The sequence below is a fragment of the Citrobacter sp. LUTT5 genome (genome assembly GCF_009905315.1).
Taxonomy (GTDB): Bacteria; Pseudomonadota; Gammaproteobacteria; order Enterobacterales; family Enterobacteriaceae; genus Citrobacter; species Citrobacter freundii.
In genome coordinates this window covers 2,180,921-2,207,041 of record NZ_CP047606.1, presented here as the reverse complement: position 1 = coordinate 2,207,041, position 26,121 = coordinate 2,180,921, and the positions used below count along the sequence as shown (strand labels likewise).

The window sequence follows — 26,121 nt, the reverse complement described above, 5'->3', positions numbered from 1 at the left end:
CTCACTGCTTTGGGGAAAAATAATGACAATCTGGACGCTCGGAGATGCCGTGGTGGATTTGCTACCGCGCGACAATATGCAGTTTGAAGCCTGTGCGGGAGGCGCGCCCTTCAATGTGGCCATCGGCGTCGCCCGCCTCGGCCATGACAGCGGCTTTATCGGCCGTGTGGGCAATGACACTTTTGGCCGCTTTCTGCATCAGACGCTGGTAACAGCGCAGGTGGATACAGGAAGTCTGGAGTTTGATGCACAACAGCACACCAGTACCGTACTGGTTTCACTGGCTCCCAACGGTGAGCGGCAGTTTGAGTTTTTAGTTAATCCGTCTGCCGATCAATTTCTCAGCCCGGCGAGTCTGCCCGACTTTGGTGCCGATATTCTGCACTTCTGCTCGCTGGCGCTGGTTGCCCCTGAGTGCCGCGCCACCCTCACCCAGGCAATGGCCGCATTGCGACAGGCCAGCGGTACGCTGAGCTTTGACATCAATCTGCGTCCGCAGATGTGGAGCAACGAGACGCAGATGTTTGACCTTGTCAGCGAGTTTGCCCGGCAGAGCGACATTCTGAAGATGTCGGAAGAAGAGCTGCTGTGGCTAACACAAACTAACTGTCTTAGTAGCGCCTGCGAACGCCTGGCTGATTTTCCCGCACGCCTGAAAATCATCACCCGCGGCGCCGATGGCGCAATCGCTTTCTGGCAAAACCATAGGCTGACTTTAAGCGGCTATCACGTCGACAGCATCGATACCACCGGCGCCGGTGATGCCTTTATGGCCGGGCTGCTGGCGGCACTCGCCGGAGAAGGCTGGCCCACATCGACGTCAACGCTACTTCCGCTTATCGAGCAGGCCAGCGCTTGTGGTGCTCTGGCGACCACCCGGCGTGGCGCGCTAAGCGCGTTTCCCGACAGCCAACACCTGAGCAGCTTTATTCAGTCGCAACCGTCGCTACGGAGAACGATTACCTCGTAATAAAGCGCACTCGTTACGTCGTATCAGAAAGACCTTACAATGACCTGATCTGGATTGGAAAAATCATGAAGATAAATATGCCGTTCAGTAATGATAAATATCGATACTCATCCGGGTATCTGCTCTTTTTCTTTGCCGCCTGGTCGTTGTGGTGGTCTTTTTATGCAATATGGCTAAAAAATAAACTTGGCCTGTCCGGAACGGAGCTGGGAATGCTGTATGCCGTAAACCAGTTTTTCAGCATGCTGTTTATGCTGGGCTACGGTTTTCTGCAGGATAAGCTCGGTACCCGCAAACCCCTTATCTGGATGATGGGGACTGTCATCACGCTCAGCGGTCCGTTCCTGATTTATGTTTATGAACCGCTGCTGGTCTCCAACTTCAAGCTTGGCATGGTGCTAGGCGCCATTTTCTTTGGCCTTGGCTATCTCGCCGGTTGCGGTCTGGTGGAAAGCTTCGTCGAGAAAGTGAGCCGTAAATTCAACTTTGAATTCGGCACTGCTCGTTTCTGGGGATCGCTTGGCTACGCCGCAGGGACTTTTGTTGGCGGTATCTTCTTCAGCATCAACCCACACATTAACTTCTGGTGCGTGTCGGTCATGGGGGTGTTATTCCTGGTGATTAACGTGGTGTTCAAAACCGACGCACCGGCCCCGGCATCCACGGATACACGTTCGCCCGAGCCAGACGCGCTGACCCGAAAGGATTTTCTCACCATCTTTAAAGATTCGCAGTTCTGGTTTTTCGTTATCTTTGTCGTCGGCACCTGGTCGTTCTATAGCATCTACGATCAGCAGATGTTCCCGGTGTTTTACGCCAGCTTATTTGACGATCCCGAACTGGCACCACGCGTATACGGCTACCTCAACTCGGTACAAGTCTTTATGGAGGCCGTCGGTATGGCGCTGGTTCCGTTCCTGATTAACCGCATCGGGCCTAAATCCGCATTGCTGCTGGGTGGAACAATCATGACCTGTCGAATCCTGGGTTCAGCACTGTTCACCGATATATATATTATCTCCTTGATTAAAATGCTCCATGCGCTGGAGGTCCCACTGTTTGTTATTTCAGTGTTTAAATTCAGCGTAGCGAATTTTGATAAGCGCCTGTCGTCAACGATATATCTTATTGGCTTCAATATCGCCAGTTCCATTGGCATCATCGTGCTGTCACTGCCTGTCGGTAAGTTGTTTGATAAAGTGGGCTATCAGGAAATCTTCCTGATTATGGCGAGCATCGTGGTAATAACACTAATATTTGGCTACTTCTCGCTGAGTAAAAAGCATCATCAGCAGAAGGGTATCAATGAACTGGTGATTGAGTAGCGAAGTTTTATTAATATCGCGACAGGGCCATTAGTCCTGTCGTACCACCTCAACAGTAAGTTCGAACTGTCGATTTACTCAGGCATGTTCCAGCCAGTTGCGGAATATTTGCGCTCGCAGTATTCCCTGAAAATCAATCAGCCCAGAACAACCAAGCTTCTTGATCAGATTCTGCCGGGCCTGGTAAATCGTTTTTAAGTGTAGATTTAACAATGCGGATATCTCAAAAATAGTTCGACCTTCTCCTAACTGCGTTAAAATATATTTATCTCTCGCGGTTAATGAGATATTTGAATCAGATTGATTCTCGTGATTACCACCAGCACGAGTAATATCAATAATAAATTGTTTGATTGAGGCAACTCCGATATCTACTGGTAGTCTGTAAAGCGAAACATCATTAAGATACTGATACAAATGACCATCAATCAGTGTGAGTTCAACTGATGGACGCAACACACTTATTGAACCGTTCTGCGGGTGATTCATAGTCTAGCGTTTTTCTCGGTCTTTCGTTGAGCTGTCTCGCAACGCTGTTTAGTCTCTGCTGACTGTGAACCGATAAGTCAGTTCCCTTTGGAAAATATTGTCTGAGCAATCTGTTCGTATTTTCATTTGAGCCACGTTGCCAGGGAGATTGAGGATCACAGAAGTAAATCTGGATGTCTGTTGCTACAGTAAACCGGGTGTGGCTGGTCATTTCAGCGCCCCGATCCCAGGTTAATGTTTTATAAAGCTCAACAGGTAATTCCCGGGCTTGTCTGATGAGTGCAGATATAACCGTTATGGTCTTATTGTCCCTGATTTTGGCCAACATAACAAAGCGGGAATGGCGTTCTACAAGGGTGACGATATAGGAGTTTTTCGAGCCCTGGATCAGATCACCTTCCCAGTGACCAGGTATGGCTCTGTCTGCGGCTTCCGGTGGCCTTTCGCTGATAGATAGCGCATTCGGGATTTTCCCTAATCCTTTCCCTTTAAGTGATGACGTTCGGGATCTACGAACCGCTCTTCCGCTTCTGAGGCATTGTTGCAGCTCTTTTTTTAATGCGCCCCGGGTTTGTATAAAAAGCGTTTTATAAATCGTTTCGTGTGACACATGCATTTCCTGATTATCCGGATAACAGCGTTTCAGCCAACCGGCGATCTGCTCCGGCGACCAGTCCTGATGCATCTTCTCTGCAATGATTTTACACAATGTGGGGCTTTCAATTAGCTTGCAAGGTTTTGGTCTCAGAGCATTTTCCCACGCAGAAGTATCGGCTTTTGCTGCACGGTATTGCCTGGCACCTCCGTGCCTCCTGACCTCGCGGCTAATCGTTGAGGGCGCTCTTGATAATTTGGCAGCGATGTCCCTGATACTGAGTTTTGCTACCAATCCTCTGGATATCTCCTCTCTTTCATCAAGCGTAAGCGCTAATCGGTGCCGCTTTCTCACAGGAGGACGGTATCCACCAGTCTGGTGGATAGTGGGCATAATAGAAGAATGATATCTGTCGAACATTCTGGCGATATCATGCAGGGAATCACCTTGCTTATATCTGTCCCAGATAATCGCCTTCTGCTCTGGCGTGTAGTAAATCCGAGTTCTTCGTTTCATGGCAACGTCCCCCTTGATTAAGGATAGCGTTGCATCGACCCGTTGAACTCACAAGCAATACCAGACGATGCGTTTTCAGATTGTAATTTTGCTTTTTTACCGCCTCAAAGTGATTCGCGGTAAAGAATACAAGTCGCGCCTTGTCATCTTCAAAAACGATATCTGCAAGAATATTCTTTAACCCTTGCCTGATAAAAATATCATCAATCCATAACTCTGCGTTTAGAGTATGTTCCTGAACGATGTTCATCATTATGGCCTCAATGAAAAATCATAATTGATTTAGAGGGGTGCTATGTATAGTCTTAATCCAAAAAATGCTTAGCATAAGGGCTTTCAGCATATAACAAGGGTACTGTACATATTTTGTTAATATGAAGACTTATTAAACATCGTCAGCTGTGTAGCGCAATACTATTTCCAGGGTTTTTCTGATAACATCTGCCTGGACAACGTCAACCGTTGACTCCAGAGAACCAATCAGGCTTAAAATGATGTTTTTATTATTAACATTATCACCTGCAAGAATTACATTTGTTACCGCCTGCCCCAATACCACAGACTCATCTGCTAATAGCTCACCTGCATTATGGAAGTAACTTGATAAAGCTTTATCCGTCATTACGTTGTGGACATTAATTTCATGGAGCATGGTAACCTCGCTTGTATAGTCTGGAAGATTATCTTTAATGTAATTTAGGGTTTTTGCTGGCACTGAATGCACTCTCATCTCTGGTTTTATCCGGTTTTCTGCTTATTTTCTCCGGATTAATGTTTGTAAAATCATTGATAACGCTGTCAATTAATTGCTTGCGTGTGCCATCCATTTCACTGGCCTGCATAAGTCGCAATTGCTTAATCACTGCAGCTAACGAAACGTCTCTATGCATTCGCAGAATTTCCAGCACAGCCAAACCTGTAATTTCATGTTTCAAGCGTTCACTATCAGTTTTCTTCATAACGCCTTCACTACTAACCCCTATCATATAAGGGGTTTATTTTATTCAAAGAGCAGGCCAATTAACGCATTGTAATGTTTTTGTTCTTTCTCCCCTGATGCTTTTTCAAGACGACACAGAAGCTTAGTGCAAAGTGATTTGCGGTTCAGATTACGTCCATCGTTGAGTATCTCAGTGACGATTTCTCCCAATGTTTCCTGTTGAGTTGGCAGATGCGCCTTTGCAAAGTAACGAGAAATCGCGCTTGCAGTATCAGTGCGAACGTTATGCTGCTGCATGTCATGCTCCTGTATCAAAATGCTGGTGAATATTAAGTTTTATAACAGTAGCAAAGTTGTACCAAAAATGTGTACAACAAGATTAATTTGTTTTTACCAAAATGTGCTAAATAATATAAATCAATTACTTACGGCTGTCTCAATTGATATAAACATTAGGATCACTGTACAAACCACGCCGTAACATGGCTAAATTTCATCTTAATCAGACCGTTCAATTGTGAAGTTAAAGTTAGAATAATGTATTAAAATCAGGACATAACCTGGGTTGTCTGATACTGTCATATACCTTCCTCTCCCTTATTCCCGGACTGTCCATGCTCACGACCATTATTTACCGCAGCCATCTACGTGATGACGCCCCCCTCAAAGCGCTTGAGGATATGGTGACAGCCGCAAATATCAAAAACAGGCGATCTGATGTTACCGGAATCTTACTCTTTAACGGTCACCACTTTTTCCAACTGCTTGAAGGCCCTGAGGAGCAGGTAAAAGAGATTTATTGTTGTATTTGTAACGATCCACGGCACCACAATATCGTTGAGCTGATGTGTGATTACGCTCCTGCGAGAAGATTCGGAAAAGTGGGAATGGAGTTATTTGATCTACAAAAACATGAACGCAATGACGTTCTGCAAGCTGTGCTGAATAAGGGAACATCAAAATTTCAGCTCACCTATGATGACAGGGCGTTACAGTTTTTCCGCACATTTGTCCTTGCGACGGAAAAATCGAGCTATTTTGAAATACCAGCGCCAGATTGCTGGAGTTTTATTGCCGACAACTCTTGTACTCTCCTGGATGAAAACACACTCCCATCCGATATCGATTTCAGCTTTGCTTTTCAACCAATTATCGATCCTATGTCGCAACGCGTCATTGCCCTGGAAGCACTTATTCGTGGTAGAGACGGTGAAACGCCCGCAACTTATTTTGACAACTTAAATCCTGAGGAACTGTATACCGCGGATCTGCAGAGCAAAAAGACTGCTTTTGCAATGGCAAGCGCACTGGGACTTAACGACAAAATGCTGTCAGTCAATCTGCTCCCCATGACCCTGGTAAACAAACCCAATGCAGTCAGCTTTCTTATAAACGAAATCGCTGCGCACGGGCTAGTGCCTGAACAAATCATTGTAGAGTTTACCGAAAGTGAAGTTATTTCTCGCTTTGATACGTTCGCGCAGGCCGTGAAGTCACTCAAGGCTGCGGGGATCTGTGTGGCGATAGACCATTTTGGGGCAGGTTTTGCCGGGCTTCAGCTTCTGTCTCGTTTTCAACCCGACCGAATTAAGATAAGCCGCGAGCTGATCACGGATGTGCATAAAAGTGGACCGCGGCAGGCTATCATTCAGGCAATTATCAAATGCTGCGCGTCACTGGAAATTATGATTTCCGCAGTCGGCGTTGAAAAACCCGAAGAGTGGATGTGGCTTGAATCCGCGGGCATTGAAATCTTCCAGGGTAACCTTTTTGCACAAGCCTGCCTGAATGGTATTCCATCTGTTGCATGGCCAGAGAAAAATGATTTCTCAGCGTCACAATAACTAACGCATTGTTATAAATCAACAATCACCACAACCGCCCTCATGCCGAACATAAAAAAACAGCATTTACTCCTTGCATGATAGTAAAGTAAATCTTAATTTTGCTAGAATCTTATATATGTTTTGTACAATTTGATGAATGTTGTACACAGTAGCAGGAACCGCATATCGGTGACGGAGAATCAGGAGTGTCCGGGGGAACTATGGCTTATTACAGCATTGGGGATGTCGCAGAACGTTGCGGGATAAATCCTGTCACCCTTCGGGCATGGCAACGACGTTACGGTTTACTCAAACCTCAACGCAGTGAAGGTGGCCACCGACTCTTTGATGAAGAAGATATTCAGCGTATTGAAGAAATAAAACGTTGGATTAGCAATGGCATACCTGTTGGTAAAGTTAAGGCATTGCTGGAAACCAGTACCCGTCAAGCTGACGACGACTGGAATCAATTACAAGAAGAGATGATGAGCATTCTTCGCATGGCGCATCCACCGAAGCTGCGAGCCAAAATTACCGCACTCGGTCGCGTTCACCCCGTAGATGCGCTGATTGATCACGTTTATCTTCCCGTACGTCAACGGCTGATACTTGACCATAATACATCCCGCATAATGAACAGCATGCTTGATGGCGCATTGATTGAATATGTTGCAACACTGCTGTCTGAAACGCGGCGCAAGTCAGGAAAGGATGCTCTCCTGATGGCCTGGGATGTTGAAGACAGAACCCGTCTGTGGCTCGAAGCCTGGCGTTTATCGCAATCTGGTTGGCATATTGCCGTTCTGGCTGAACCCATTGAATCGCCAAGACCTGAACTTTTCCCTGGGCAAACGCTTTTTGTCTGGACCGGTATCGCGCCAACCCGCAGACAAAATGAACTGCTACAACACTGGAATGAGCAAGGTTATAAGGTCATTTTCCACAGCCCGTAGCCAATACGTAATACGTGTAAGATAAATCATACGACTCTCATTTTTTGGGTGGTTATTTTGAGTACCATCCAAGGAATATGTTGCCCCCTATTCTCCTGACTTAACACCCGCCATAGCATAAAAACAAAACAACATACTCACCCGTTGGTATTATTTTTTTGTCGACGACATCACCTTTTTCCTAAGTAAAATTCATTAGATCAACTGGCGTACACCTAATACTTATTCTAGGGTTAAATTATGTCTTCTTGTGCCACATTATTGTTTTTCTAAAGTAATAAATGTGGTTATTTGAAAAAGGTAAAGGATATGGCTCTAGTCTTAGACAAACGCTTAATTCTTTGTTGCTGCGCCTTTTCCATTATCTCTGTGGCAAATGCAGCAACCGTTAACGGAACATTTCAGGTGCTGATGACGATTCAAAAGGCCTGTACCGTGACTGCGGGTTCGGCTTCAAATATCACACTTGGTCCGGTGAATACCACGGCGACAAATACCAGTGCAAGCAACACTATTTCAATTAATTGCTCAAAAACCACGCCCTATTTTATCGGGCTGGCGCCGTCGGCCGCTAATGGAGGGACGACGACGGGCTCGGGCGCCATGTCCTCTGTGGCTAACGCTGCTACCAATACCGATAAAGTGCCCTATCAGCTAAATCGCACGTCAGCAACAGGTCCGGTATGGGGAAATACCGCCACCGACACCGCACCTGGGAATGGCGTAGCAGCGACAGGGACCGGCCTGGTGCAAACTTTTACTGTTTATGCCACCGCACCGAGCGCCAACTTCACTCCTGACGACTATGCCGACACGGTAACGGTTAACGTTAACTACTAACTTCAGGAAGCTATATGAGAGTAAAACTGCCTGTTAAGCAGTGTGCCTGCGCATGCCTGCTAGGGATGGTTGCGAGCGCCAACCTTGCCACTGCCAGTGGGCTGCAAATAGCCCCGGTCACGTTAACGTTGCAAGCGACGCAAAATGCCGATGGTATCTGGTTGAGTAACGCGGGTGAAAATGTGCTCAATGCCCAGGTTCGGGTTTTTCGCTGGAGTCAAAGTGCTTATGACAACAAACTTTCCCCCTCTCAGGGGCTGGTGATAAGCCCGCCGATGTTGGCATTAGCCCCTGGAGAACGTCAGTTGATTCGAGTTATTCGCACAAGCCCTCCCTCGGCACATGCCGAAGACGCTTATCGTTTGTCGATAGATGAGTTACCGCCTGCAAAAGTTGAAAAAAATAAGCTTCAGTTTGTGCTGCATTATTCCGTTCCCGTTTTCATTCAGCCAACATCAGCGGCACAAACTCAGGCAAAACTGCAATGGAAATTACAACAACTGGATGGCAAAAAATTTATTGAAGTCAGTAATCAGGGAAATGGGCATGCACAGTTATCTGCTGCAACATTTATAAGCCCTGACGGTACTAAAAAAGTCATTACACCCGGACTATTAGGCTACGTTTTACCAGGCTCAACAATGCGCTGGATAGTCTCCCCGTCGGCCAGTAATAATCATTATGGCGGGAAAATTGAAGTCACAATCAATGGCCAAAAAACAGTACAAGATCTGTAACAGATTCTGGCTTCTGGTGAAATATTGCTTTCTCAATGGAGTATTAATATCGGGAATGGTTTGCGCACAAACGCTGAATAATAACCAGAGTGAGAATGGTGTTATTAATAGCACCTCACAAATTACGGGAGTCGATTTGTATCTCGATGTCACCTTAAATGGGAATCCCGTTGGGCTGGTACATTTTGGCTACGATAATGGAAAGCTTTATGCGGGAGCTAATACCCTGAGTAAAATGGGCTTTCGCTTTGCTCCAGACGCCACTAACGCCGTCTGCCTGAACGATATCCCCCAGTTAACCATTGACTACAACGTTCAGTTGCAAACGCTCTCGCTTACTGCGCCACTTAGTTCACTCGATCTTGCCACCACGCAGCTTAACTCGCCTACCGAAACCGCGCCAACGGCGTCAACATCACGCGGAGCGCTGCTCAATTATGATATCTATACCCAGCAGGGGGATGAGAGCGTAATAAATACCTTCAGTGAACTTCGCGCCTTCAATGCTGCCGGCGTGCTCAGCACCACCCAGTTGACGCAGTACTCCACCGAGGGATACGCCGATAACAGCTTTGAGCGCCTTGATACCAGCTGGCGTACCTCATTTCCTGATACGATGTTGGCGTTAACCGTTGGCGATACCCTGACAAGCTCACTCATCTGGTCCCGACCAACGCGTATCGGTGGCATTCAGATAGGCACCGATTTTGGTTTACAGCCCTATATGCCAACCACCCCGCTCCCTGCATATCTGGGATCCGCGACGTTGCCATCAAACGTTGAGCTGTACGTGGACGGTGTCAGGTACTACAACGGAGAAGTCCCCGCAGGTAGTTTTCAGATCAACACCATGCCTAACATCAGCGGCGCGGGAACGGGTCAGGTGATGATGACAGATGCGTTGGGCAGAACGAGCGTACAAAATTTTTCGTTCTACAACGATCAACAACTCCTGCGGGAAGGATTAACCGCCTGGTCGGCAGAATTGGGCACGGTACGCGAAAATTATGGTTATTCCTCTTTTGACTATGCCAGCGCACCGGTATTGAGCGCTACGTGGCGTCGCGGGTTTAGCAATACGTTGACCGCCGGGGCTCACGCAGAAACCAGCGATGGACTAATTAACGCAGGCTTCAGTAACGACTGGATCCCGGGAACCCGCAGCGGCACATTTTCGACATCACTTGCCGCAAGTAGCGATTCAGGGCAGAACGGATTTCTGTATAGCTTTGGTTATCGTTGGTCCGGCGGACGGTTTAATTTCAGTACCAGTACCACGGCAACTTCTGGCGATTACCGCGATGTCGCCACCCATTATGGTGAGCCGCCCCCAACGCTTAACAGCAACACGGTCATTGGCTATTCGCTGGAATCTGCCGGAAATGTCAGCCTGAGTTACCTGCAGTTTCGTTATCCACACGAAAATGCGGTGCGCTACGCTAACGCCAGCTGGTTCAAATCCGTTACAGACAACATCTCACTGAATGCCGGATTCAACCAGAACATTGACGATAACCGCGCTCGCAGTCTCTATCTGATGGTAACGATTACCACTGATAACAATCTGAGCGCCAGCAGCACGCTACAACGCACCAACGATGAAACCGGCTATCAGCTCAACGCAAGCAAGACGCCGCCTGCCGACGGCGGTTGGGGCTGGAATCTGGCCGCCAGTCAGCAGGCTTCCCGACAAAGTGGCCAGGGAGAAGTAGGATATCTGGGGCGTTATGGTAAAGCGTACGCGGGATTCAGCCGTTTACCAGATAACCATTACGGCTACGCAGGCGCAACCGGATCGCTGGTGACCATGGGAGGCGGCTTGTTTGCAGCAAGGGAAATCAACAATGGTTTTGCCGTCGTCTCAACTGACGGCGTGCCTGATGTTCCAGTCAAATTGCAAAATAACCTGATTGGCCGCAGCGATGACCAGGGACTACTGCTGGTCACGCCGCTCAACAGTTATCAAAAAAACCTGATCAGTATTGACCCGATGGATCTCCCCACCAATATGCGGATCGCACGCGTTGAGACGAATGCCACGCCTGCAGATCGTTCCGGTACTTTGGTTAGTTTTGGCATCACCACCGTACGTGCTGCGCAGGTTATCCTCGTCGACAATCAGGGTAAGCCAATTCCTGAAGGTAGCATGGCTTACGCCATCAACGGAAAAGGACAGTCGTCTGTCGTTGGTTTTGATGGGATGACTTGGTTCGACACCCTGGAACAGCACAACACGCTGCGCGTTGAGACGGACACCGGTAGTTGTCGCGTGCAATTTGACTATCCCGTGTCAGCAAAGGGGATTGTGCAAATAGGCCCGCTGGTTTGTCGCCCACACTAACAGGAGTGCGCTCATGAGGTTAAGACATCTGCTACTCATTGCTGCCGTACTTTTTTGTCCGGCAATTAGCCATGCGGTAACCTGTTCGGTGAGCAATGTGCAACCCATAAATTTAGGTTCGGTCAATCCACTGTCTGCGACAGGCGCAACGTCATCAATGACGTTCAGTTACACCTGCACCAAAGAGCTTGGTGACGCGCTGGCAGGGATCAATCTCTGTTTTAATATTGGCGCCTCGGCCGTCAGTGGCCAGGTGACACCGCGAAATATGTCATTAAGCGGAACGCCTGCCAGAACACTGGCATACCAGCTTTACCAGGATAGCGGGCGCACCAAAGTCTGGGGCAGCCAGTATCAGTCGGGAACCACTTTTCCCATGGTACAGCTTAACCTGCTGAATCTGACGCCAGTGACGGGTTCACTCACGGTATCGGCGCAGATCGTCACACCACAAACCGCAGCCGTCCCCGGAAATTATCAGGATAGCTATACGACTGCAACAGCCCTTGTCACTCTCAATCCCGGATTGCTTTTCCCGCCAACAACCTGTGGCGATACCGTTGCCGCCAGGCTGCCTTTCACCGTATCGGCGACCGTAAGCAAACAGTGCAATATCACCTCTGCAACCGATATTAGCTTTGCGCCAGCCAGGGCGACCGGGCGTAACCTTACGGCGTCAAATACCGTGGGTGTAGCCTGTTCCAATAACACGCCTTACACCATCGGACTTCAGCCCTCTAACGGCAATACGGCAGGCAGCGGCGTGATGGCGGGCACGGGGTCAAATACGGATAAAGTCCCCTACCAGCTTAGTTCGACGCCAGGTCCTTCCGGTACGGTTTGGGGCAATACATCACTCAATACCGTCGCGGGCAACGGTACGGGAACAACAACTACCTACCCGGTTTACGCCACCGTCCCCAGCGCGAACTACACGCCAGACAACTATGCCGATACCGTTACCATCGCCGTAACCTACTGACCTCATCTTAACCGCAATAAAGCAAATACATTTTGTTATCAAATTATTTACTTTTAGAGGTGCGTCATAAATCTAACAAATTACGATTTTTATATATTCTGCATATTAAATTACGCACCATGCAAAATAACCCAAATACAAGCAAAAAAAAGAATAACTATTCAATCGCAAGTTAAAGCCCATACTAATCATGGCGATAATTCGTGCTGGTCGGGCAGGCCCTTCTATGAAAAAAATGTTAAATTTAGGTTTATATGGTGAGATTCACTGTATACCACGGCCAAATTAAGAACATATTACTTTTATAACTAAGGTTTATCATGGATAAGTTATCTTACGCTTCAGATAGCAGCACATCTGCCTGGAATACCTACCTGCAACAAATCGAGCGTGTGGCCCCTTACCTGGGCGAACTTTCCCATTGGGTGGATACCCTGCGCCACCCAAAACGCGCGCTGATTGTCGATATCCCGGTGCAGATGGATGACGGCACTATCCGTCATTTTGAAGGGTATCGCGTGCAACATAACCTCTCCCGCGGGCCGGGCAAAGGCGGTGTGCGTTATCATCCTGATGTTGATCTTAATGAAGTGATGGCCCTGTCCGCATGGATGACCATCAAATGCGCAGCGTTGAACCTGCCGTACGGCGGTGCCAAAGGTGGAGTGCGCGTCGATCCGTTCTCGCTGTCTGAAGGCGAACTGGAGCGTTTAACTCGTCGTTATACCAGCGAAATCGGCATTATCATTGGGCCGCAGAAAGACATTCCTGCGCCGGATGTAGGTACTAACGGAAAAGTCATGGCCTGGATGATGGATACCTACTCCATGAACCACGGCACCACCGTGACCAGCGTGGTCACCGGTAAACCTATTCACCTTGGCGGTTCATTAGGTCGTGATAAAGCCACCGGTCGCGGCGTTTTCGTCAGCGGTCTGGAAGTCGCGCGCCGTGCCAACATCGAAGTTGAAGGTGCTCGCGTTGCAGTGCAAGGTTTTGGTAACGTCGGCAGCGAAGCCGCCCGACTGTTCGCGGCAGCTGGTGCACGCGTGGTCGCGATTCAGGATCACACCGCTACGCTGTTTAACCCCACAGGTATCGACATGACCGCGTTGTCTGCCTGGCAGTTAGAGCACAAACAGATTGCCGGTTTCCCGGGCGCTGAAACCATCGCCAGCGAGGCCTTCTGGAGCCTGGATATGGATATTCTTATTCCGGCCGCGCTTGAGGGTCAGATCACCCGTCACCGTGCGGAAACCTTGACCTGTAAACTGGTACTTGAAGGCGCTAACGGCCCAACCTATCCGGATGCCGATGATGTGCTGGCAAGCCGTGGTATCGTGGTTGTGCCTGACGTGGTCTGTAACGCCGGCGGCGTAACCGTCAGCTACTTCGAATGGGTTCAGGATATGGCAAGCTTCTTCTGGAGTGAAGAAGAGATCAACAATCGCATGGACAAAATCATGACTGATGCGATGGTGCATGTTTGGGAAAAAGCAGCTGAGAAATCCTGCTCCCTGCGTACCGCAGCCTACATCGTTGCCTGCGAACGCATTCTGCTGGCACGAAAAGATCGCGGAATTTATCCGGGTTAACGCCGAAATCGACCATGCCTACAAACCACCTGTTCTGCAGGTGGTTTGTTTTCCATAAAAACTCGTTCAAAAACTTTCCGCACAAATACCGCCCGACCTCTCACTTTCGCTGTTTTATGCACCATGACGTTCCAATACGGAACATTATTATGCTGCTATGTTTCGTATTGAAACGCTGTTCACAGCAATTTTCTTTTGCAAACCCGTGTGCAAAATTACCTTATCGGCAGCGAGCGGTCGCCGTGACGTTGTACAAACCGATACCCTACATCAGATGCCTGCCCGAATTTGGCAGCCATCCAGGACTGTCTGCGGAGCATAAATAATGAAAAAATTGATCAACCGTGTTGAAGACGTACTGAATGAACAACTCGCCGGACTGGCGAAAGCGTATCCTTCCCTGGCACTGCATCAGGACCCAGTGTATGTCACCCGCGCAGATGCACCGGTGATGGGCAAAGTGGCGCTGCTTTCCGGCGGCGGCAGCGGGCACGAGCCTATGCATTGCGGCTACATTGGTCAGGGCATGCTCTCCGGCGCCTGCCCGGGTGAGATTTTTACCTCCCCCACGCCGGATAAAATGTTCGAATGCGCCATGCAAATTGATGGCGGGGAAGGCGTGCTGCTGATAATCAAAAATTACACCGGCGACATTCTTAATTTCGAAACCGCTACCGAGCTGCTGCACGAAAGCGGCGTCAAGGTCACCACCATGGTGGTGGATGACGATGTGGCGGTGAAAGACAGTTTGTATACCGCCGGACGCCGTGGTGTGGCTAATACCGTATTGATCGAAAAACTGGTCGGCGCGGCCGCCGAACGCGGTGACTCGCTGGAAGCCTGTGCTGCGCTGGGTCGTAAGCTGAATAACCAGGGCCACTCCATTGGCATAGCCATTGGCGCCTGTACCGTTCCGGCAGCCGGACAACCGTCGTTCACGTTACAGGATAACGAGATGGAGTTTGGCGTAGGTATCCACGGGGAACCGGGCATTGACCGCCGCACCTTCACCTCTCTCGATCAGACCGTTGATGAAATGTTCGATACCCTGCTGGAAAACGGTAACTACAGCCGTACGCTCCGCCACTGGGACAACGTCCAGGGCGCGTGGCATGAAGGTAAAGAAAGCAAGCGTGCGTTACAAAGTGGCGATCGGGTTATTGCGCTGGTCAATAATCTCGGTGCGACGCCGTTGTCTGAACTCTTCGGCGTGTATAACCGCCTCGAAAGCCGTTGCCAGGATGCAGGCATCGTCATTGAGCGCAACCTGATCGGTTCTTACTGTACCTCTCTGGATATGACCGGCTTCTCCATCACCCTGTTACAGGTGGATGACGAAACGCTGAACTTATGGGATGCACCGGTTCACACCCCTGCTCTCAACTGGGGTAAATAAGGAGATTCATGATGTCCCTCAACAGAACACAGATTGTTAATTGGCTCTATCGCTGCGGTGAGATATTCACCACTGAAAGTGATTTTCTCACCGGACTTGACCGGGAGATCGGCGATGCCGACCACGGTCTGAACATGCATCGTGGTTTCAGCAAAGTCGTTGAAAAGCTGCCTTCCATCGCGGACAAAGACATCGGCTTTATTTTGAAAAACACCGGTATGGTGCTGCTCTCAAGCGTCGGCGGGGCCAGTGGACCGCTGTTTGGCACGTTTTTTATCCGCGCCGCCCAAGTAACTCAGGCTCATCAAAGCCTGACGCTTGAAGAGCTGTATCAAATGATTCGTGATGGCGCAGAAGGTGTGATTAGCCGCGGTAAGGCTGAACCTGGCGATAAAACCATGTGCGATGTCTGGCTGCCGGTAGTGGAGTCTTTACGCCAGTCATGCGAACAGAAGCTGAGCGTCCAGGCGGCTCTGGAAGCGGCAAGCCAACAAGCGGAAGTCGCAGCGCAAAGCACCATCACCATGCAGGCTCGCAAAGGCCGCGCCAGCTATCTAGGTGAGCGCAGCATTGGGCATCAGGATCCCGGCGCAACGTCGGTCATGTTTATGATGCAAATGCTGGCTCAGGCGTCCAGAGAGTAAGGATAAAGCGATGGTAAACCTGGTTATTGTTTCTCACAGCGCCCAACTGGGCGAAGGTGTCGGCGTGCTGGCCCGGCAGATGTTAATGGGTGATGGTTGCAAAATCGCCATTGCCGCAGGCATTGACGATCCTGAGAATCCGATTGGCACCGATCCGATTAAGGTGATGGAAGCCATCGAGTCCGTGGCCGATACGGACCACGTGCTGGTGATGATGGATATCGGTAGTGCATTACTGAGTGCGGAAACCGCGCTGGAACTGCTCGACCCTAACATTGCCGCCAAAGTGCGTTTGTGCGCAGCACCACTGGTTGAAGGCACACTGGCCGCGACGGTTAGCGCCGCCGCAGGTGCTGATATCGATCGGGTCATCCGTGATGCCATGAACGCCCTCGACGCCAAATGTGAACAACTGGGTTTACCTTCGCCATCCGCAGCGAAACCCGCATCCGCAGAACTGTCTCCCGACGCTGATGCCCGTTCTGTTGCCATTGTGGTGAAAAACCCTAACGGCATCCACGTCCGCCCGGCTTCGCGGCTGGTTTCTGCGTTGTCTGGTTTTAACGCCGACATGTGGCTGGAGAAAAACGGCAAGTGTGTGGTCCCTGATAGCCTGAATCAAATAGCCCTGCTGCAGGTACGCTGTAATGACACGCTACGCCTGATTGCTAAGGGCGAACAGGCAGAGGATGCGCTGGCCGCATTTAAACAGTTGGCGGCAGAGAATTTTGGTGAATCGCTCGAGCCCGCGCATACTGATAACAAGGCAACTCTGGCTCCCTCAAAAGTCACGGGGACGGCATTTTGTCACACGCCGTTCTCGCCAAAGGTAAACCCGCAGTCCGCCGCATCACTGCAGGCTGAGCAGCAGCGATTACAGACCGCCATCCAAAGTACGCTGAACGATCTGAGCAAACTCACCGCTCTTGCTGAAGAACGATATTCCGCAGATATCGCCGCCATCTTCTCCGGTCACCACACGCTGTTGGACGATCCTGAACTGTTTGAAATGGCCTGCGATGTAATGCGTGAAAAACAATGCAGCGCCGCCTGGGCCTGGCATCAGGTGCTGAGCGATCTCAGCCAGCAGTATTTACAGCTCGATGACCCTTATCTGCAGGCGCGATACATTGATATTGAAGATTTGCTGTCTCGTTCACTGCAACATTTGACGGGAGAGAGCGCACAAATTCCCGCGTTCTTGCGCCCCACTATCCTGGTCGCTGATGTCATTTATCCGTCTACGGTACTGCAACTCGATCCGAAGACCATCAAAGGTATCTGCCTGCGGGACGGCAGCGAAGCCTCTCATCCGGCGATTATCGCTCGTGAAATGGGTCTGTGCTGGATGTGTCAGCAAGGCGCTGCTCTCGATAGCATAAAGATGGGCGATACTCTGACCATTGACTGTGTCACACAGCGGATAACCCGCGCAAACTGATACCGAAGCACACCCTTTTCGACAAAGGGTGTGCTTCTTCCCTATTCGCGTCGGGAAATGTCTGTTTGTTCGCAAAATGGGGTGTCGATCACGCGCAACGGTCGATCCTGAACTAAGGTTTTCTCATGGTAAATGCCGCTACTTCGGCACACCGCTAAGGAGATTAACCGATGATAACGCCTGCAACTCGCCATCCAGGCCTGCTTTCTGTTGCAATAAAACTGACTCTCGCCAGTACCTTTTTTGCCCTTTCCTCTTTTGCCGTCAATGCAGAAGACGCGCCAGCCGCTACACCGCAGCCGCCAGATATCCTGCTTGGACCTCTGTTTAACGATGTACAAACGGCTAAACTGTTTCCAGACCAGAAAACCTTTGCTGACGCAGTTCCTAACAGCGATCCTCTCATGATCCTTGCCGATTACCGGATGCAGAAAAATCAGTCCGGATTCGACTTACGCCATTTTGTGGAGGTGAATTTCACCTTACCGAAAGAAGGCGAGAAATACGTTCCCCCGGCCGGGCAATCATTACGCGAACATATTGACGGACTGTGGCCGGTCCTCACCCGCTCGACAACTGACGCTGAAAAATGGGACTCGCTGCTGCCACTTCCAGAGCCGTATGTGGTGCCTGGCGGGCGTTTTCGCGAAATATATTATTGGGACAGCTATTTCACCATGCTGGGGCTTGCCGAAAGCAATCACTGGGATAAGGTCTCGGACATGGTGGCAAACTTCGCTTACGAGATTGATTCCTGGGGACACATTCCTAACGGCAACCGCACCTACTACCTGAGCCGTTCGCAACCGCCGTTCTTTGCCTTTATGGTTGAACTGCTGGCGCAGCATGACGGGAATGACGTGCTGAAAAAATACCTCCCGCAGATGCTCAAAGAGTACAGTTACTGGATGGAAGGCGTCGAAACACTCCAGCCCGGTCAGCAAAATAAGCGCGTGGTTAAACTGGATGACGGTACCATTTTGAACCGCTACTGGGATGACCGCGATACGCCGAGGCCAGAGTCCTGGGTAGAGGATATCGCCACCGCTAAAAGCAACCCAAATCGCCCTGCCACAGAAATCTACCGCGACCTGCGTTCAGCGGCTGCGTCCGGCTGGGATTTTAGCTCCCGCTGGATGGACAATCCTAATCAGCTGGGTACTCTGCGCACCACCAGCATCGTTCCAGTCGATCTCAATGCGTTGATGTACAAAATGGAAAAAATGATCGCCCTCGCCAGCAAGGCTGCCGGTGATGATGCCAAAGCGGCGCAGTACGATGGCTTCGCTAATGCCCGACAAAAAGGGATCGAAAAGTATCTGTGGAACGACAAAGAAGGCTGGTATGCCGACTACGATCTGAAAAGCCATAAAGTACGCAATCAGCTCACGGCCGCCGCCCTGTTCCCGCTGTATGTCAATGCGGCGGCAAAAGATCGCGCCAGTAAAGTCGCCACAGCTACCCAGGCACATCTGCTGCAACCGGGCGGCCTTGCTACCACGTCGGTGAAAAGCGGCCAGCAGTGGGATGCCCCCAACGGCTGGGCCCCGCTCCAGTGGGTCGCAGCATCCGGGTTACAGAATTACGGTCAGGATAACGTTTCGATGGATGTGACCTGGCGATTCCTTACCAATGTGCAGCACACCTACGATCGAGAGAAAAAGCTGGTTGAAAAATATGACGTGAGCACCACCGGCACCGGCGGTGGTGGCGGGGAATATCCATTGCAGGATGGTTTTGGCTGGACCAACGGCGTCACGCTAAAAATGCTTGACCTGATCTGCGCCAAAGAGAAGCCCTGTGACAGCGTACCCGCATCGCGGCCAACACCGACAAGTACACCACCAGCCGAGCCTAAAAAACAGACTCAACCGACGCCATAACGTCATTACCTGAGCCGTTTTACTCCCCGAATCCGCGCTTCGTCGCGGATTTTTCTGTCATATTTTTCGCTATTTAAGCTGCCTCTATCCCCTCTAGCCCTTATGGGGTATCCGGTGTTTTCATCCGTGAGAATTTGATTCTGAACATGTTTTTATTCGCTGTATATGTAAATATATAGCGAATTTGTAACCTTCAGGATACTGATAATGGCACTGACAAGACGGATGTTTGCCCAACTCGTGGCATCTGCACTGCTGCTACGCCATCTTCCCGCATTGGCGCAAACGCCGCTAACCGTTGCCGTTGGAGGCTCGCCAGGGCCGAATATAACCCAACGCGTGGTCAGCGCGGGGGCGCCCGCTGACATGCTGCTGCTGGCCGTCGCGCCGGAAAAACTGGTAGGGCTTTCCTCCTTTGATTTATCTCGCCAGACCGCCATCCCGTTCCACGATGATATTCGGGCATTGCCGAAACTGGGCAGGCTGGCAGGACGCGCCAGTACCCTATCACTTGAAGCGTTACTGGCGCTTAAACCCGACCTGGTTGTTGACTGCGGCAATGCCGATGAAACCTGGCTTTCTCAGGCCAGACAAGTGAGCGCACAAACTCACATTCCCTGGCTGCTGATTAACGGCGAACTGCGCCATACCCCAGAACAGTTGCGCGCAGCCGGTGAAGCATTGGGCATCGTCTCGCGTACTGCAATGCAGGCCGCGCTGGCCCGTCGATTTATCGATAATGCAATAGCTTTCTCGCATACAGCTGCAGCGAATCTGCGTTTTTATGCCGCGCGCGGTGCCAGAGGACTGGAGACAGGTTTACAAGGTTCTTTGCATACCGAAGCGGCAGAACTGCTGGGGCTACAGAATGTGGCGCACATCCCCGGAAGACAGGGGCTCACACAGGTTTCAATGGAAAATCTGCTCAGTTGGCAGCCCGATATTATTTTGGTGCAGGATACGATGACAGCGCAGCACCTACGAGAAGATCCGATCTGGCAAGGGGTCAAAGCGGTTGCTGACCGGCGCATTCTGTTTCTCAGCGGTCTGCCGTTTGGCTGGTTGGATGCACCTCCTGGCATCAACCGCTTACTGGGGTTACGCCGCCTGCACGCCTGGCTTGAACCGCAGGTTAACAAGAGCTTTAAAGCCGATATGCAGCGCTACAGCGAACTGTTCTGGCATACCACGCTAAGCGATGCACAGTATCAACGTCTGGTGGCAGTCTGATGAAAACATCTACCCTCGGTTTTCTGATGATTGCTGCGGTGGTGCTTTGCGCGAGCGTCGCTGCGGTATCGGGCGCGTACCGCCTGGATGCGCAACAGGTTGTGAATCTTATTACAGGTACTGATGACGTCCCGATGCAGGACAAAATCGTCTTCTGGCAAATCCGCCTGCCGCGCATTCTGGCTGCATTGCTGCTCGGCGCGGCGCTGGCAGGCGCAGGAACCACCTATCAGGGCATGTTCCGCAACCCGCTAGTCTCACCGGATATCCTCGGCGTGGCGGCGGGTGCCGGTTTAGGTGCCTGTACGGCAATCCTGTTTGGATTACCGATCCTGTTTATTCAACTGTATGCGTTCACGGGTGGTTTATTCGTGGTCGCCGGTGTCTGGTTGATTACCCGGCGAGTCAAGCGCCACGACCCGGTGTTAACGCTGGTGCTGGTCGGGATTGCGCTGGGCACGGTATGCGGCGCGGGAATTTCACTCATCAAAACGCTGGCCGACCCGTATACCCAACTTCCCTCCATCACTTTCTGGCTGCTCGGCGGTTTATCAACGATTACGCTGCACGATCTGTGGTTCTCGGCACCGCTGATCTTGGCAGGACTGGTCCCGCTATTGCTGCTGCGCTGGCGCATGAACCTGCTCACCCTTTCGGATGATGAAGCACGATCGCTTGGCATCAACGTCGCCCGACTACGTCTGGGACTGATCGTCTGCGCAACGTTAATCACCGCCTGCACCGTCGCCATCGCGGGCATCATCGGCTGGATTGGGCTGGTTGTGCCACATATCGGCCGACTCCTCAGTGGCAATAACCACCAGCAACTACTGCCGGTTTCCATGGGAGTCGGCGCCATTTTGCTGCTACTCACCGATACCCTCGCCCGTACGCTGAGCAGCACGGAAATTCCGCTGGGGATCCTGACTGCATTTATTGGCGCACCGTTCTTTTTGCTGCTTTTGCTGCGAGGAAATCGACCATGACGCTATTAATCGTGCGCCAGGCGTCGCTGGGATACCACAGTCAACAGCCCGTGCTACGCGATGTCTCCTTTCAGGTTCCGCCCGGCTCCGTCTGTTGTCTGCTTGGTGCCAACGGTAGCGGAAAAACCACCCTGATGCGCACCATTCTCGGCGTTCTTTCGCCGCTTCACGGTGACATTCTTCTTGATGGCATCGCCATAAATCATCTCAACGATCGGCAACGCGCCGCCGCTATCGCCTGGGTTCCTCAGGCGCATGACGGCGCATTTGCCTTCACTGCGCTGGACATGGTGATGATGGGGCTGGCCCCGCAACTGGCGGCATTTGCGGTTCCCGGGGCTAAAGAACACGAAATTGCTCATCAACAACTGGCGATGCTGGGGATCTCTCACCTGGCGCCCCGGCGCTGGAACACTCTGAGCGGCGGAGAGCGCCAACTGGTATTGATTGCCCGCGCTCTGGCGCAACGTCCGCGCCTTTTGTTGCTGGATGAACCCGCTTCCAGCCTGGATTTTGGGCATCAGATCCGTCTGCTCGACACGCTGGTGACGCTGAAAAATTCGGGTATGGCCCTGCTGATGTCTACGCATCATCCGTTGCACGCCCGGGCAATCGCCGACAGCGTGGTACGCGTTGAACCGAACGGTGAGGTTTCGCAGGGGCTTCCTGAACACCAGCTCGCCACCGATCGCCTGGCTGCGCTGTATCACGTTACACCGTCACAAATCACCCATCACCTCTTTGGCTCACACAATTAAGGAATAAGAATGCTCATTGACGACATTGATTTTGCCGATCTTTACCGTAAACAGTTACAACTGGCGAACAGAACCGAGAAAAAGCCGGAGCACTGGGATAAACGTGCGGAAAAAATGGCGGAGAATTGCGCCTCATTAACCGACAGCTATTTGCTACAGCTGTTGGGGAAAATCGACCTGCAAGGAGCGGAGTCGCTGTTTGATATGGGCTGCGGTCCCGGTACGGTCTCGCTGGCGCTGGCTAAAAAGATACCAATAATTTACGGCGTAGATTACAGCCAGGGAATGCTGAGCGTTGCTGCCCGCCGCGCTGTGCAAATGAACGCCCGTCACGTACAGTGGGTGCAGCGGGCCTGGGAAGAACACTGGGATGATTTACCCCAGTGCGATATCGCCGTCGCCTCGCGCTCTACGCTGGTTGCCGATATGCGCCAGGCGATGACCAAACTGAATAATCAGGCCCGGCTGCGGGTTTACACCACCCATCTCGTCAGTTCATCTTTCGTTTCCCCCACCATTCAACGTGCGCTGGGCCGCGAGGTGATTGAACTTCCCAACTATATCTATGCGCTTAATGTCCTGTATCAGATGGGGATCCACGCGCACGTTGATTTTATCCGCGGCCCCAACTGTCAGCAGGACAACTGTACCTGGACGCGCTTTCTGGAAAACGTGCGCTGGAGTATGGGCGAACTAAGCGCCGACGAGGTCGAACGTCTGGAAACCTGGTATCAGCAGCAGGATCCACGCGCGATTGCCCCCGCCAGCCGTGACTGGGCGCTTATCTGGTGGGACAGTGTGCCGCGGGAGGCGCTGCGATGATCTACTTTTCGCAGGCGCAAACCGACGCGCTGCTGCTGGAAGATATTCAGGGCGGCGATCTGACTACCCGCGCGTTGGGAATTGGCGCACAGCCCGGCGTTATGGAGTTTTACCATCGCCATGGCGGGTGCGTTAGTGGCACCGCCGTTGCCAGACAAATGCTGACGTCATTGGGCATAACCGTCAGCGATATTATGGCCGATGGCGAACGAGCGAGCGCGGGACAGAGAATAATTTGTGCGCACGGAAATGCGGCGGCGCTACACCAGGGCTGGAAAGCGGTACAAAACGTTCTGGAGTGGAGCTGCGGAGTTTCGGGCTATCTTGAGAGCATGTTGAGCCAACTGCGCCAACGCTATCCTGATGGGCAGATTGCCTGCACCCGCAAAGCCATTCCCGGCACGCGTTCGTTGGCGACTCAGGCAATACTCGCTGCCGGGGGCATTATTCATCGCGGAGGATGCGCCGAAACGGTGCTGCTGTTCGCTAATCACCGCCGTTTTCTTACCAACCCAAACGACTGGACAAACGCGGTTGCGCGCTTACGCAGCCATGCGCCAGAAAAAAAGATCGTCGTCGAAGCGGATACGCCAGATGAAGCATTAGCCGCGCTACGCGCCGCGCCCGATGTTCTGCAACTCGACAAATTCACCCCTGAGCAGGCGACAGACATTGCCCGTCAGGCACCTTCACTGGCCCCTCATTGCACGCTGGCGCTGACTGGCGGCATTACCCTCGCCTCGCTGGCGAGTTATCTCGACTGTGGCATCAGGCTGTTTATCACTTCCGCACCTTATTACGCTCCACCTGCGGATATCAAAGTTAGCCTGAGCCCGGACGCACGTGGCATATAACATTAAAAAATGGACTAACAATAATGAATTTCAACAAAAGTTGTCTTTACACAGCCCTGTCGTTTGCTTTCGCGAACAGTGCTTTTGCTGGGCAAGAAAGCGAAACCATGACCGTCTGGTCAAGCCCGGCCTCTGCGGCAACCACTACGGTTCTCGGCCAGGAAACGATCCAACAGTTGGATAAACAAAACGTGGCGCAGGCGCTAAGCGTCGTCCCCGGCGTGGTGCTGCAAAAGTCGGGCAACCGCAATGAGCAGCAGGTGAAAGTGCGCGGTTTTGACAGCCGTCAGGTTCCCGTCTTTTTTGACGGTGTGCCGGTGTACATCCCCTATGACGGCAACCTCGATTTAGGCCGTTTTCTGACATCCGATATCGCTTCAGTTGAAGTATCCAAAGGCTACTCATCTCTGCTACAAGGGCCTAACCAGATGGGCGGTGCCATTAATATCACCACCAAAAAGCCCACCAAACCTATTGAAGGCAGCATCGGTTATCGCCAGGGCTGGAGTCGTAGCAAAGACAACGCTCACGATATGCACGCTTCATTTGGCGCCAGTAACGATCTGGGTTACATCCAGCTCAGCGGCAGCCAGTTGAAGCAGGATTTCCTTGGCTTACCGCACGGCGTGGACAATCCGGTTGCGGGTAGTCACGGCAAGATTGCCAACTCGTCCGCCGATGATAAACGCGGCATCGTGAAGCTGGGCTTTACCCCTCGCGGCGATGATGAATATGTCCTGACCTATATTAATCAGGACGGTGAAAAAGATAACCCACCATATGCCGGAACCAGCAGTCAGAAATCACGCTACTGGCAATGGCCACAGTACGATAAAGAGAGCTATTACTATCAGGGCACCACCCATCTGGGCGATCGTTTCACTCTGAAAAGCCGTCTGTATCGCGATACCTTTGAAAATACGTTGATGATGTACAACTCGCTTGCCGATCTGAAAAACAAAAAAGGCAACTACAGTCATTATTCAGACTATAGCGATGGAGCTGGCCTGCAGCTCGCTGCGGATATGCGTGAAAACGACCTGCTCTCTTTCGCCGTAAACTGGAAGGATGATGTTCACCGCGAGAAAGGCGCACCGAATGCGGCTTACGACCGTTACGAAGACCGTACCTGGTCTGTTGCCAGTGAATATCAGTGGGCGGCGGCGGATAATGTCGATGTAGTGGCGGGAATAAGCTATGACTGGCGTGACAGTCTGGAAGGCATGAAGCACGAAAAAAATGGTAGCGTTACCCACTATGATGACAACAATCAGTCGGCCTTCAACTGGCAGATGATGACCAAATATCACTTCGAAAATGCAGACACATTAGCGCTGTCCTATTCTGACAGAACGCGTTTCCCTACGTTGAAAGAACGCTACACGACCTCAAAACCGGCCTATAACCAGGTGGCGCTGGTCAATCCGCAGCTTAAACCTGAACGCGCCCGCAGCGTGGATCTGACCTGGAATGGGTCACTTAGTCAGAACTGGGGATTCGAAGCCAGCGTGTATTACAACCGCATCAGCGACGCCATCCTTTCACACAATATTGATGCCGACACCATTCAGAATCAGAACAGCGGCCGGGTGGATTACACCGGTCTGGATGCAGGCGTTAAAGGTAAAGTCTTTGATATACTGGATGTCGGTCTGAGCTACGGCCTTATTCATGCAGACGTCAAACGCAGCGACATCGGCAAGATTACCGACCTGCCAACGCAAACCCTGACTGCCTGGATGACGCTGAAGCCATGGGATCCGCTCAGTATTACGCTGTCAGAAGAGGCCCGTTCGTCGAGCTATAGCAATAGCGACGGCTCACAGAAAGCCGCTGGTTTCGCCATTACCCATTTACGCGCTGACTACGCCATCGGTCACGGATTCAGCGTTAACGCGTCGGTCAATAACCTGTTCGATACGCAGTACGTTTATAGTGAAGGATTTATTGAAGAAGGCCGTAATTACTGGGCGGGGATTGAGTATCAGTTCTGACTTA

24 protein-coding genes and 1 pseudogene are annotated in these 26,121 nt (G+C 51.2%); 19 read left to right on the top strand and 6 right to left on the bottom strand.

The window, feature by feature from the left end; all coding sequences use genetic code 11:
* Positions 1-22: 22 nt before the first annotated feature.
* On the top strand, positions 23-970 hold the full coding sequence (locus GUC46_RS10570; RefSeq protein ID WP_106108100.1) for an aminoimidazole riboside kinase: 948 nt from the start codon (positions 23-25) through the stop codon (positions 968-970).
* 65 nt (positions 971-1,035) lie between these two features.
* Complete coding sequence (locus tag GUC46_RS10565; RefSeq protein WP_096878370.1) at positions 1,036-2,295, top strand: MFS transporter; 1,260 nt, start codon at positions 1,036-1,038, stop codon at positions 2,293-2,295.
* 78 nt (positions 2,296-2,373) lie between these two features.
* Here the strand turns inward: GUC46_RS10565 and GUC46_RS10560 are convergent, their stop codons facing one another.
* The 6 genes and pseudogenes from GUC46_RS10560 to ycgZ form a co-directional block, all read right to left on the bottom strand.
* A complete protein-coding gene (locus tag GUC46_RS10560) occupies positions 2,374-2,784 on the bottom strand; it encodes a LuxR C-terminal-related transcriptional regulator (RefSeq protein ID WP_371729166.1) in 411 nt (136 codons plus the stop codon).
* Positions 2,735-3,895 carry an IS30 family transposase gene (locus tag GUC46_RS10555; RefSeq protein WP_049015173.1) on the bottom strand — a complete coding sequence of 387 codons (1,161 nt, stop codon included), beginning with the start codon at positions 3,893-3,895 and terminating at the stop codon, positions 2,735-2,737. The genes GUC46_RS10560 and GUC46_RS10555 overlap by 50 nt, the downstream gene beginning before the upstream one ends.
* A gap of 49 nt (positions 3,896-3,944) precedes the next feature.
* Positions 3,945-4,148 (bottom strand): annotated as a pseudogene (locus tag GUC46_RS24245) (LuxR family transcriptional regulator); the annotation flags it as partial.
* 132 nt (positions 4,149-4,280) lie between these two features.
* Positions 4,281-4,547, bottom strand: a complete 267-nt coding sequence (locus GUC46_RS10545) for a biofilm development regulator YmgB/AriR family protein (protein WP_003020849.1) — start codon at positions 4,545-4,547, stop codon at positions 4,281-4,283.
* A gap of 34 nt (positions 4,548-4,581) precedes the next feature.
* Entirely contained in the window at positions 4,582-4,854 is a 273-nt protein-coding gene (locus tag GUC46_RS10540; protein ID WP_016150365.1) for a hypothetical protein, read from the bottom strand.
* A gap of 41 nt (positions 4,855-4,895) precedes the next feature.
* Complete coding sequence (ycgZ, locus tag GUC46_RS10535; protein ID WP_121571806.1) at positions 4,896-5,132, bottom strand: regulatory protein YcgZ; 237 nt, start codon at positions 5,130-5,132, stop codon at positions 4,896-4,898.
* A 317-nt stretch (positions 5,133-5,449) separates the two neighbouring features.
* Between ycgZ and GUC46_RS10530 the strand changes: the two genes are divergently transcribed.
* The 17 genes from GUC46_RS10530 (at position 5,450) to GUC46_RS10450 (ending at position 26,117) form a co-directional block, all read left to right on the top strand.
* Positions 5,450-6,679 carry a diguanylate phosphodiesterase gene (locus GUC46_RS10530; protein ID WP_016150366.1) on the top strand — a complete coding sequence of 410 codons (1,230 nt, stop codon included), beginning with the start codon at positions 5,450-5,452 and terminating at the stop codon, positions 6,677-6,679.
* A 203-nt stretch (positions 6,680-6,882) separates the two neighbouring features.
* Positions 6,883-7,614, top strand: a complete 732-nt coding sequence (locus tag GUC46_RS10525) for a MerR family transcriptional regulator (RefSeq protein WP_003020862.1) — start codon at positions 6,883-6,885, stop codon at positions 7,612-7,614.
* 309 nt (positions 7,615-7,923) lie between these two features.
* Positions 7,924-8,454, top strand: coding sequence for a spore coat protein U domain-containing protein (locus GUC46_RS10520; protein ID WP_003020867.1), 531 nt, complete (start codon positions 7,924-7,926; stop codon positions 8,452-8,454).
* Positions 8,455-8,468: 14 nt separating this feature from the next.
* Complete coding sequence (locus GUC46_RS10515; protein WP_003020869.1) at positions 8,469-9,191, top strand: molecular chaperone; 723 nt, start codon at positions 8,469-8,471, stop codon at positions 9,189-9,191.
* 55 nt (positions 9,192-9,246) lie between these two features.
* Positions 9,247-11,532 (top strand): fimbria/pilus outer membrane usher protein, encoded by a 2,286-nt coding sequence (locus tag GUC46_RS10510; RefSeq protein WP_160180185.1) that lies wholly within the window; start codon positions 9,247-9,249, stop codon positions 11,530-11,532.
* A 13-nt stretch (positions 11,533-11,545) separates the two neighbouring features.
* Entirely contained in the window at positions 11,546-12,514 is a 969-nt protein-coding gene (locus GUC46_RS10505; RefSeq protein WP_008322599.1) for a spore coat protein U domain-containing protein, read from the top strand.
* Positions 12,515-12,834: 320 nt separating this feature from the next.
* Entirely contained in the window at positions 12,835-14,109 is a 1,275-nt protein-coding gene (locus GUC46_RS10500) for a Glu/Leu/Phe/Val dehydrogenase (protein WP_003020877.1), read from the top strand.
* 325 nt (positions 14,110-14,434) lie between these two features.
* On the top strand, positions 14,435-15,505 hold the full coding sequence (dhaK, locus tag GUC46_RS10495) for a dihydroxyacetone kinase subunit DhaK (RefSeq protein ID WP_003020880.1): 1,071 nt from the start codon (positions 14,435-14,437) through the stop codon (positions 15,503-15,505).
* Between the two features lie 11 nt (positions 15,506-15,516).
* Positions 15,517-16,149, top strand: a complete 633-nt coding sequence (gene dhaL, locus GUC46_RS10490) for a dihydroxyacetone kinase subunit DhaL (RefSeq protein ID WP_003020881.1) — start codon at positions 15,517-15,519, stop codon at positions 16,147-16,149.
* 10 nt (positions 16,150-16,159) lie between these two features.
* Positions 16,160-17,590: a dihydroxyacetone kinase phosphoryl donor subunit DhaM gene (gene dhaM / locus GUC46_RS10485; protein ID WP_016150370.1), complete on the top strand. Its 1,431-nt coding sequence runs from the start codon at positions 16,160-16,162 to the stop codon at positions 17,588-17,590.
* Between the two features lie 170 nt (positions 17,591-17,760).
* Positions 17,761-19,473, top strand: coding sequence for an alpha,alpha-trehalase (locus tag GUC46_RS10480; RefSeq protein WP_130714599.1), 1,713 nt, complete (start codon positions 17,761-17,763; stop codon positions 19,471-19,473).
* A 207-nt stretch (positions 19,474-19,680) separates the two neighbouring features.
* A complete protein-coding gene (locus GUC46_RS10475) occupies positions 19,681-20,703 on the top strand; it encodes an ABC transporter substrate-binding protein (RefSeq protein WP_130714598.1) in 1,023 nt (340 codons plus the stop codon).
* 26 nt (positions 20,704-20,729) lie between these two features.
* Entirely contained in the window at positions 20,730-21,689 is a 960-nt protein-coding gene (locus GUC46_RS10470) for a FecCD family ABC transporter permease (RefSeq protein WP_369707389.1), read from the top strand.
* Complete coding sequence (locus tag GUC46_RS10465; protein WP_130714596.1) at positions 21,686-22,447, top strand: ABC transporter ATP-binding protein; 762 nt, start codon at positions 21,686-21,688, stop codon at positions 22,445-22,447. The genes GUC46_RS10470 and GUC46_RS10465 overlap by 4 nt, the downstream gene beginning before the upstream one ends.
* 9 nt (positions 22,448-22,456) lie before the next feature.
* A complete protein-coding gene (locus GUC46_RS10460; protein WP_130714595.1) occupies positions 22,457-23,269 on the top strand; it encodes a class I SAM-dependent methyltransferase in 813 nt (270 codons plus the stop codon).
* A complete protein-coding gene (gene modD, locus GUC46_RS10455; protein ID WP_130714594.1) occupies positions 23,266-24,123 on the top strand; it encodes a ModD protein in 858 nt (285 codons plus the stop codon). Before GUC46_RS10460 ends, modD begins: the two co-directional genes overlap by 4 nt.
* A 23-nt stretch (positions 24,124-24,146) precedes the next feature.
* Positions 24,147-26,117: a TonB-dependent siderophore receptor gene (locus GUC46_RS10450; RefSeq protein WP_130714593.1), complete on the top strand. Its 1,971-nt coding sequence runs from the start codon at positions 24,147-24,149 to the stop codon at positions 26,115-26,117.
* Positions 26,118-26,121: the final 4 nt, after the last annotated feature.

What these genes read in the sequence shown, in the direction of transcription:
- GUC46_RS10570 (WP_106108100.1), top strand. Translation starts at nt 23, where the DNA reads ATGACAATCTGGACGCTCGGAGATGCCGTGGTGGATTTGCTACCGCGC.
- GUC46_RS10565 (WP_096878370.1), top strand. Translation starts at nt 1,036, where the DNA reads ATGAAGATAAATATGCCGTTCAGTAATGATAAATATCGATACTCATCC.
- GUC46_RS10560 (WP_371729166.1), bottom strand. Translation starts at nt 2,784, where the DNA reads ATGAATCACCCGCAGAACGGTTCAATAAGTGTGTTGCGTCCATCAGTT.
- GUC46_RS10555 (WP_049015173.1), bottom strand. Translation starts at nt 3,895, where the DNA reads ATGAAACGAAGAACTCGGATTTACTACACGCCAGAGCAGAAGGCGATT.
- GUC46_RS10545 (WP_003020849.1), bottom strand. Translation starts at nt 4,547, where the DNA reads ATGCTCCATGAAATTAATGTCCACAACGTAATGACGGATAAAGCTTTA.
- GUC46_RS10540 (WP_016150365.1), bottom strand. Translation starts at nt 4,854, where the DNA reads ATGAAGAAAACTGATAGTGAACGCTTGAAACATGAAATTACAGGTTTG.
- ycgZ (WP_121571806.1), bottom strand. Translation starts at nt 5,132, where the DNA reads ATGCAGCAGCATAACGTTCGCACTGATACTGCAAGCGCGATTTCTCGT.
- GUC46_RS10530 (WP_016150366.1), top strand. Translation starts at nt 5,450, where the DNA reads ATGCTCACGACCATTATTTACCGCAGCCATCTACGTGATGACGCCCCC.
- GUC46_RS10525 (WP_003020862.1), top strand. Translation starts at nt 6,883, where the DNA reads ATGGCTTATTACAGCATTGGGGATGTCGCAGAACGTTGCGGGATAAAT.
- GUC46_RS10520 (WP_003020867.1), top strand. Translation starts at nt 7,924, where the DNA reads ATGGCTCTAGTCTTAGACAAACGCTTAATTCTTTGTTGCTGCGCCTTT.
- GUC46_RS10515 (WP_003020869.1), top strand. Translation starts at nt 8,469, where the DNA reads ATGAGAGTAAAACTGCCTGTTAAGCAGTGTGCCTGCGCATGCCTGCTA.
- GUC46_RS10510 (WP_160180185.1), top strand. Translation starts at nt 9,247, where the DNA reads ATGGTTTGCGCACAAACGCTGAATAATAACCAGAGTGAGAATGGTGTT.
- GUC46_RS10505 (WP_008322599.1), top strand. Translation starts at nt 11,546, where the DNA reads ATGAGGTTAAGACATCTGCTACTCATTGCTGCCGTACTTTTTTGTCCG.
- GUC46_RS10500 (WP_003020877.1), top strand. Translation starts at nt 12,835, where the DNA reads ATGGATAAGTTATCTTACGCTTCAGATAGCAGCACATCTGCCTGGAAT.
- dhaK (WP_003020880.1), top strand. Translation starts at nt 14,435, where the DNA reads ATGAAAAAATTGATCAACCGTGTTGAAGACGTACTGAATGAACAACTC.
- dhaL (WP_003020881.1), top strand. Translation starts at nt 15,517, where the DNA reads ATGTCCCTCAACAGAACACAGATTGTTAATTGGCTCTATCGCTGCGGT.
- dhaM (WP_016150370.1), top strand. Translation starts at nt 16,160, where the DNA reads ATGGTAAACCTGGTTATTGTTTCTCACAGCGCCCAACTGGGCGAAGGT.
- GUC46_RS10480 (WP_130714599.1), top strand. Translation starts at nt 17,761, where the DNA reads ATGATAACGCCTGCAACTCGCCATCCAGGCCTGCTTTCTGTTGCAATA.
- GUC46_RS10475 (WP_130714598.1), top strand. Translation starts at nt 19,681, where the DNA reads ATGGCACTGACAAGACGGATGTTTGCCCAACTCGTGGCATCTGCACTG.
- GUC46_RS10470 (WP_369707389.1), top strand. Translation starts at nt 20,730, where the DNA reads ATGATTGCTGCGGTGGTGCTTTGCGCGAGCGTCGCTGCGGTATCGGGC.
- GUC46_RS10465 (WP_130714596.1), top strand. Translation starts at nt 21,686, where the DNA reads ATGACGCTATTAATCGTGCGCCAGGCGTCGCTGGGATACCACAGTCAA.
- GUC46_RS10460 (WP_130714595.1), top strand. Translation starts at nt 22,457, where the DNA reads ATGCTCATTGACGACATTGATTTTGCCGATCTTTACCGTAAACAGTTA.
- modD (WP_130714594.1), top strand. Translation starts at nt 23,266, where the DNA reads ATGATCTACTTTTCGCAGGCGCAAACCGACGCGCTGCTGCTGGAAGAT.
- GUC46_RS10450 (WP_130714593.1), top strand. Translation starts at nt 24,147, where the DNA reads ATGAATTTCAACAAAAGTTGTCTTTACACAGCCCTGTCGTTTGCTTTC.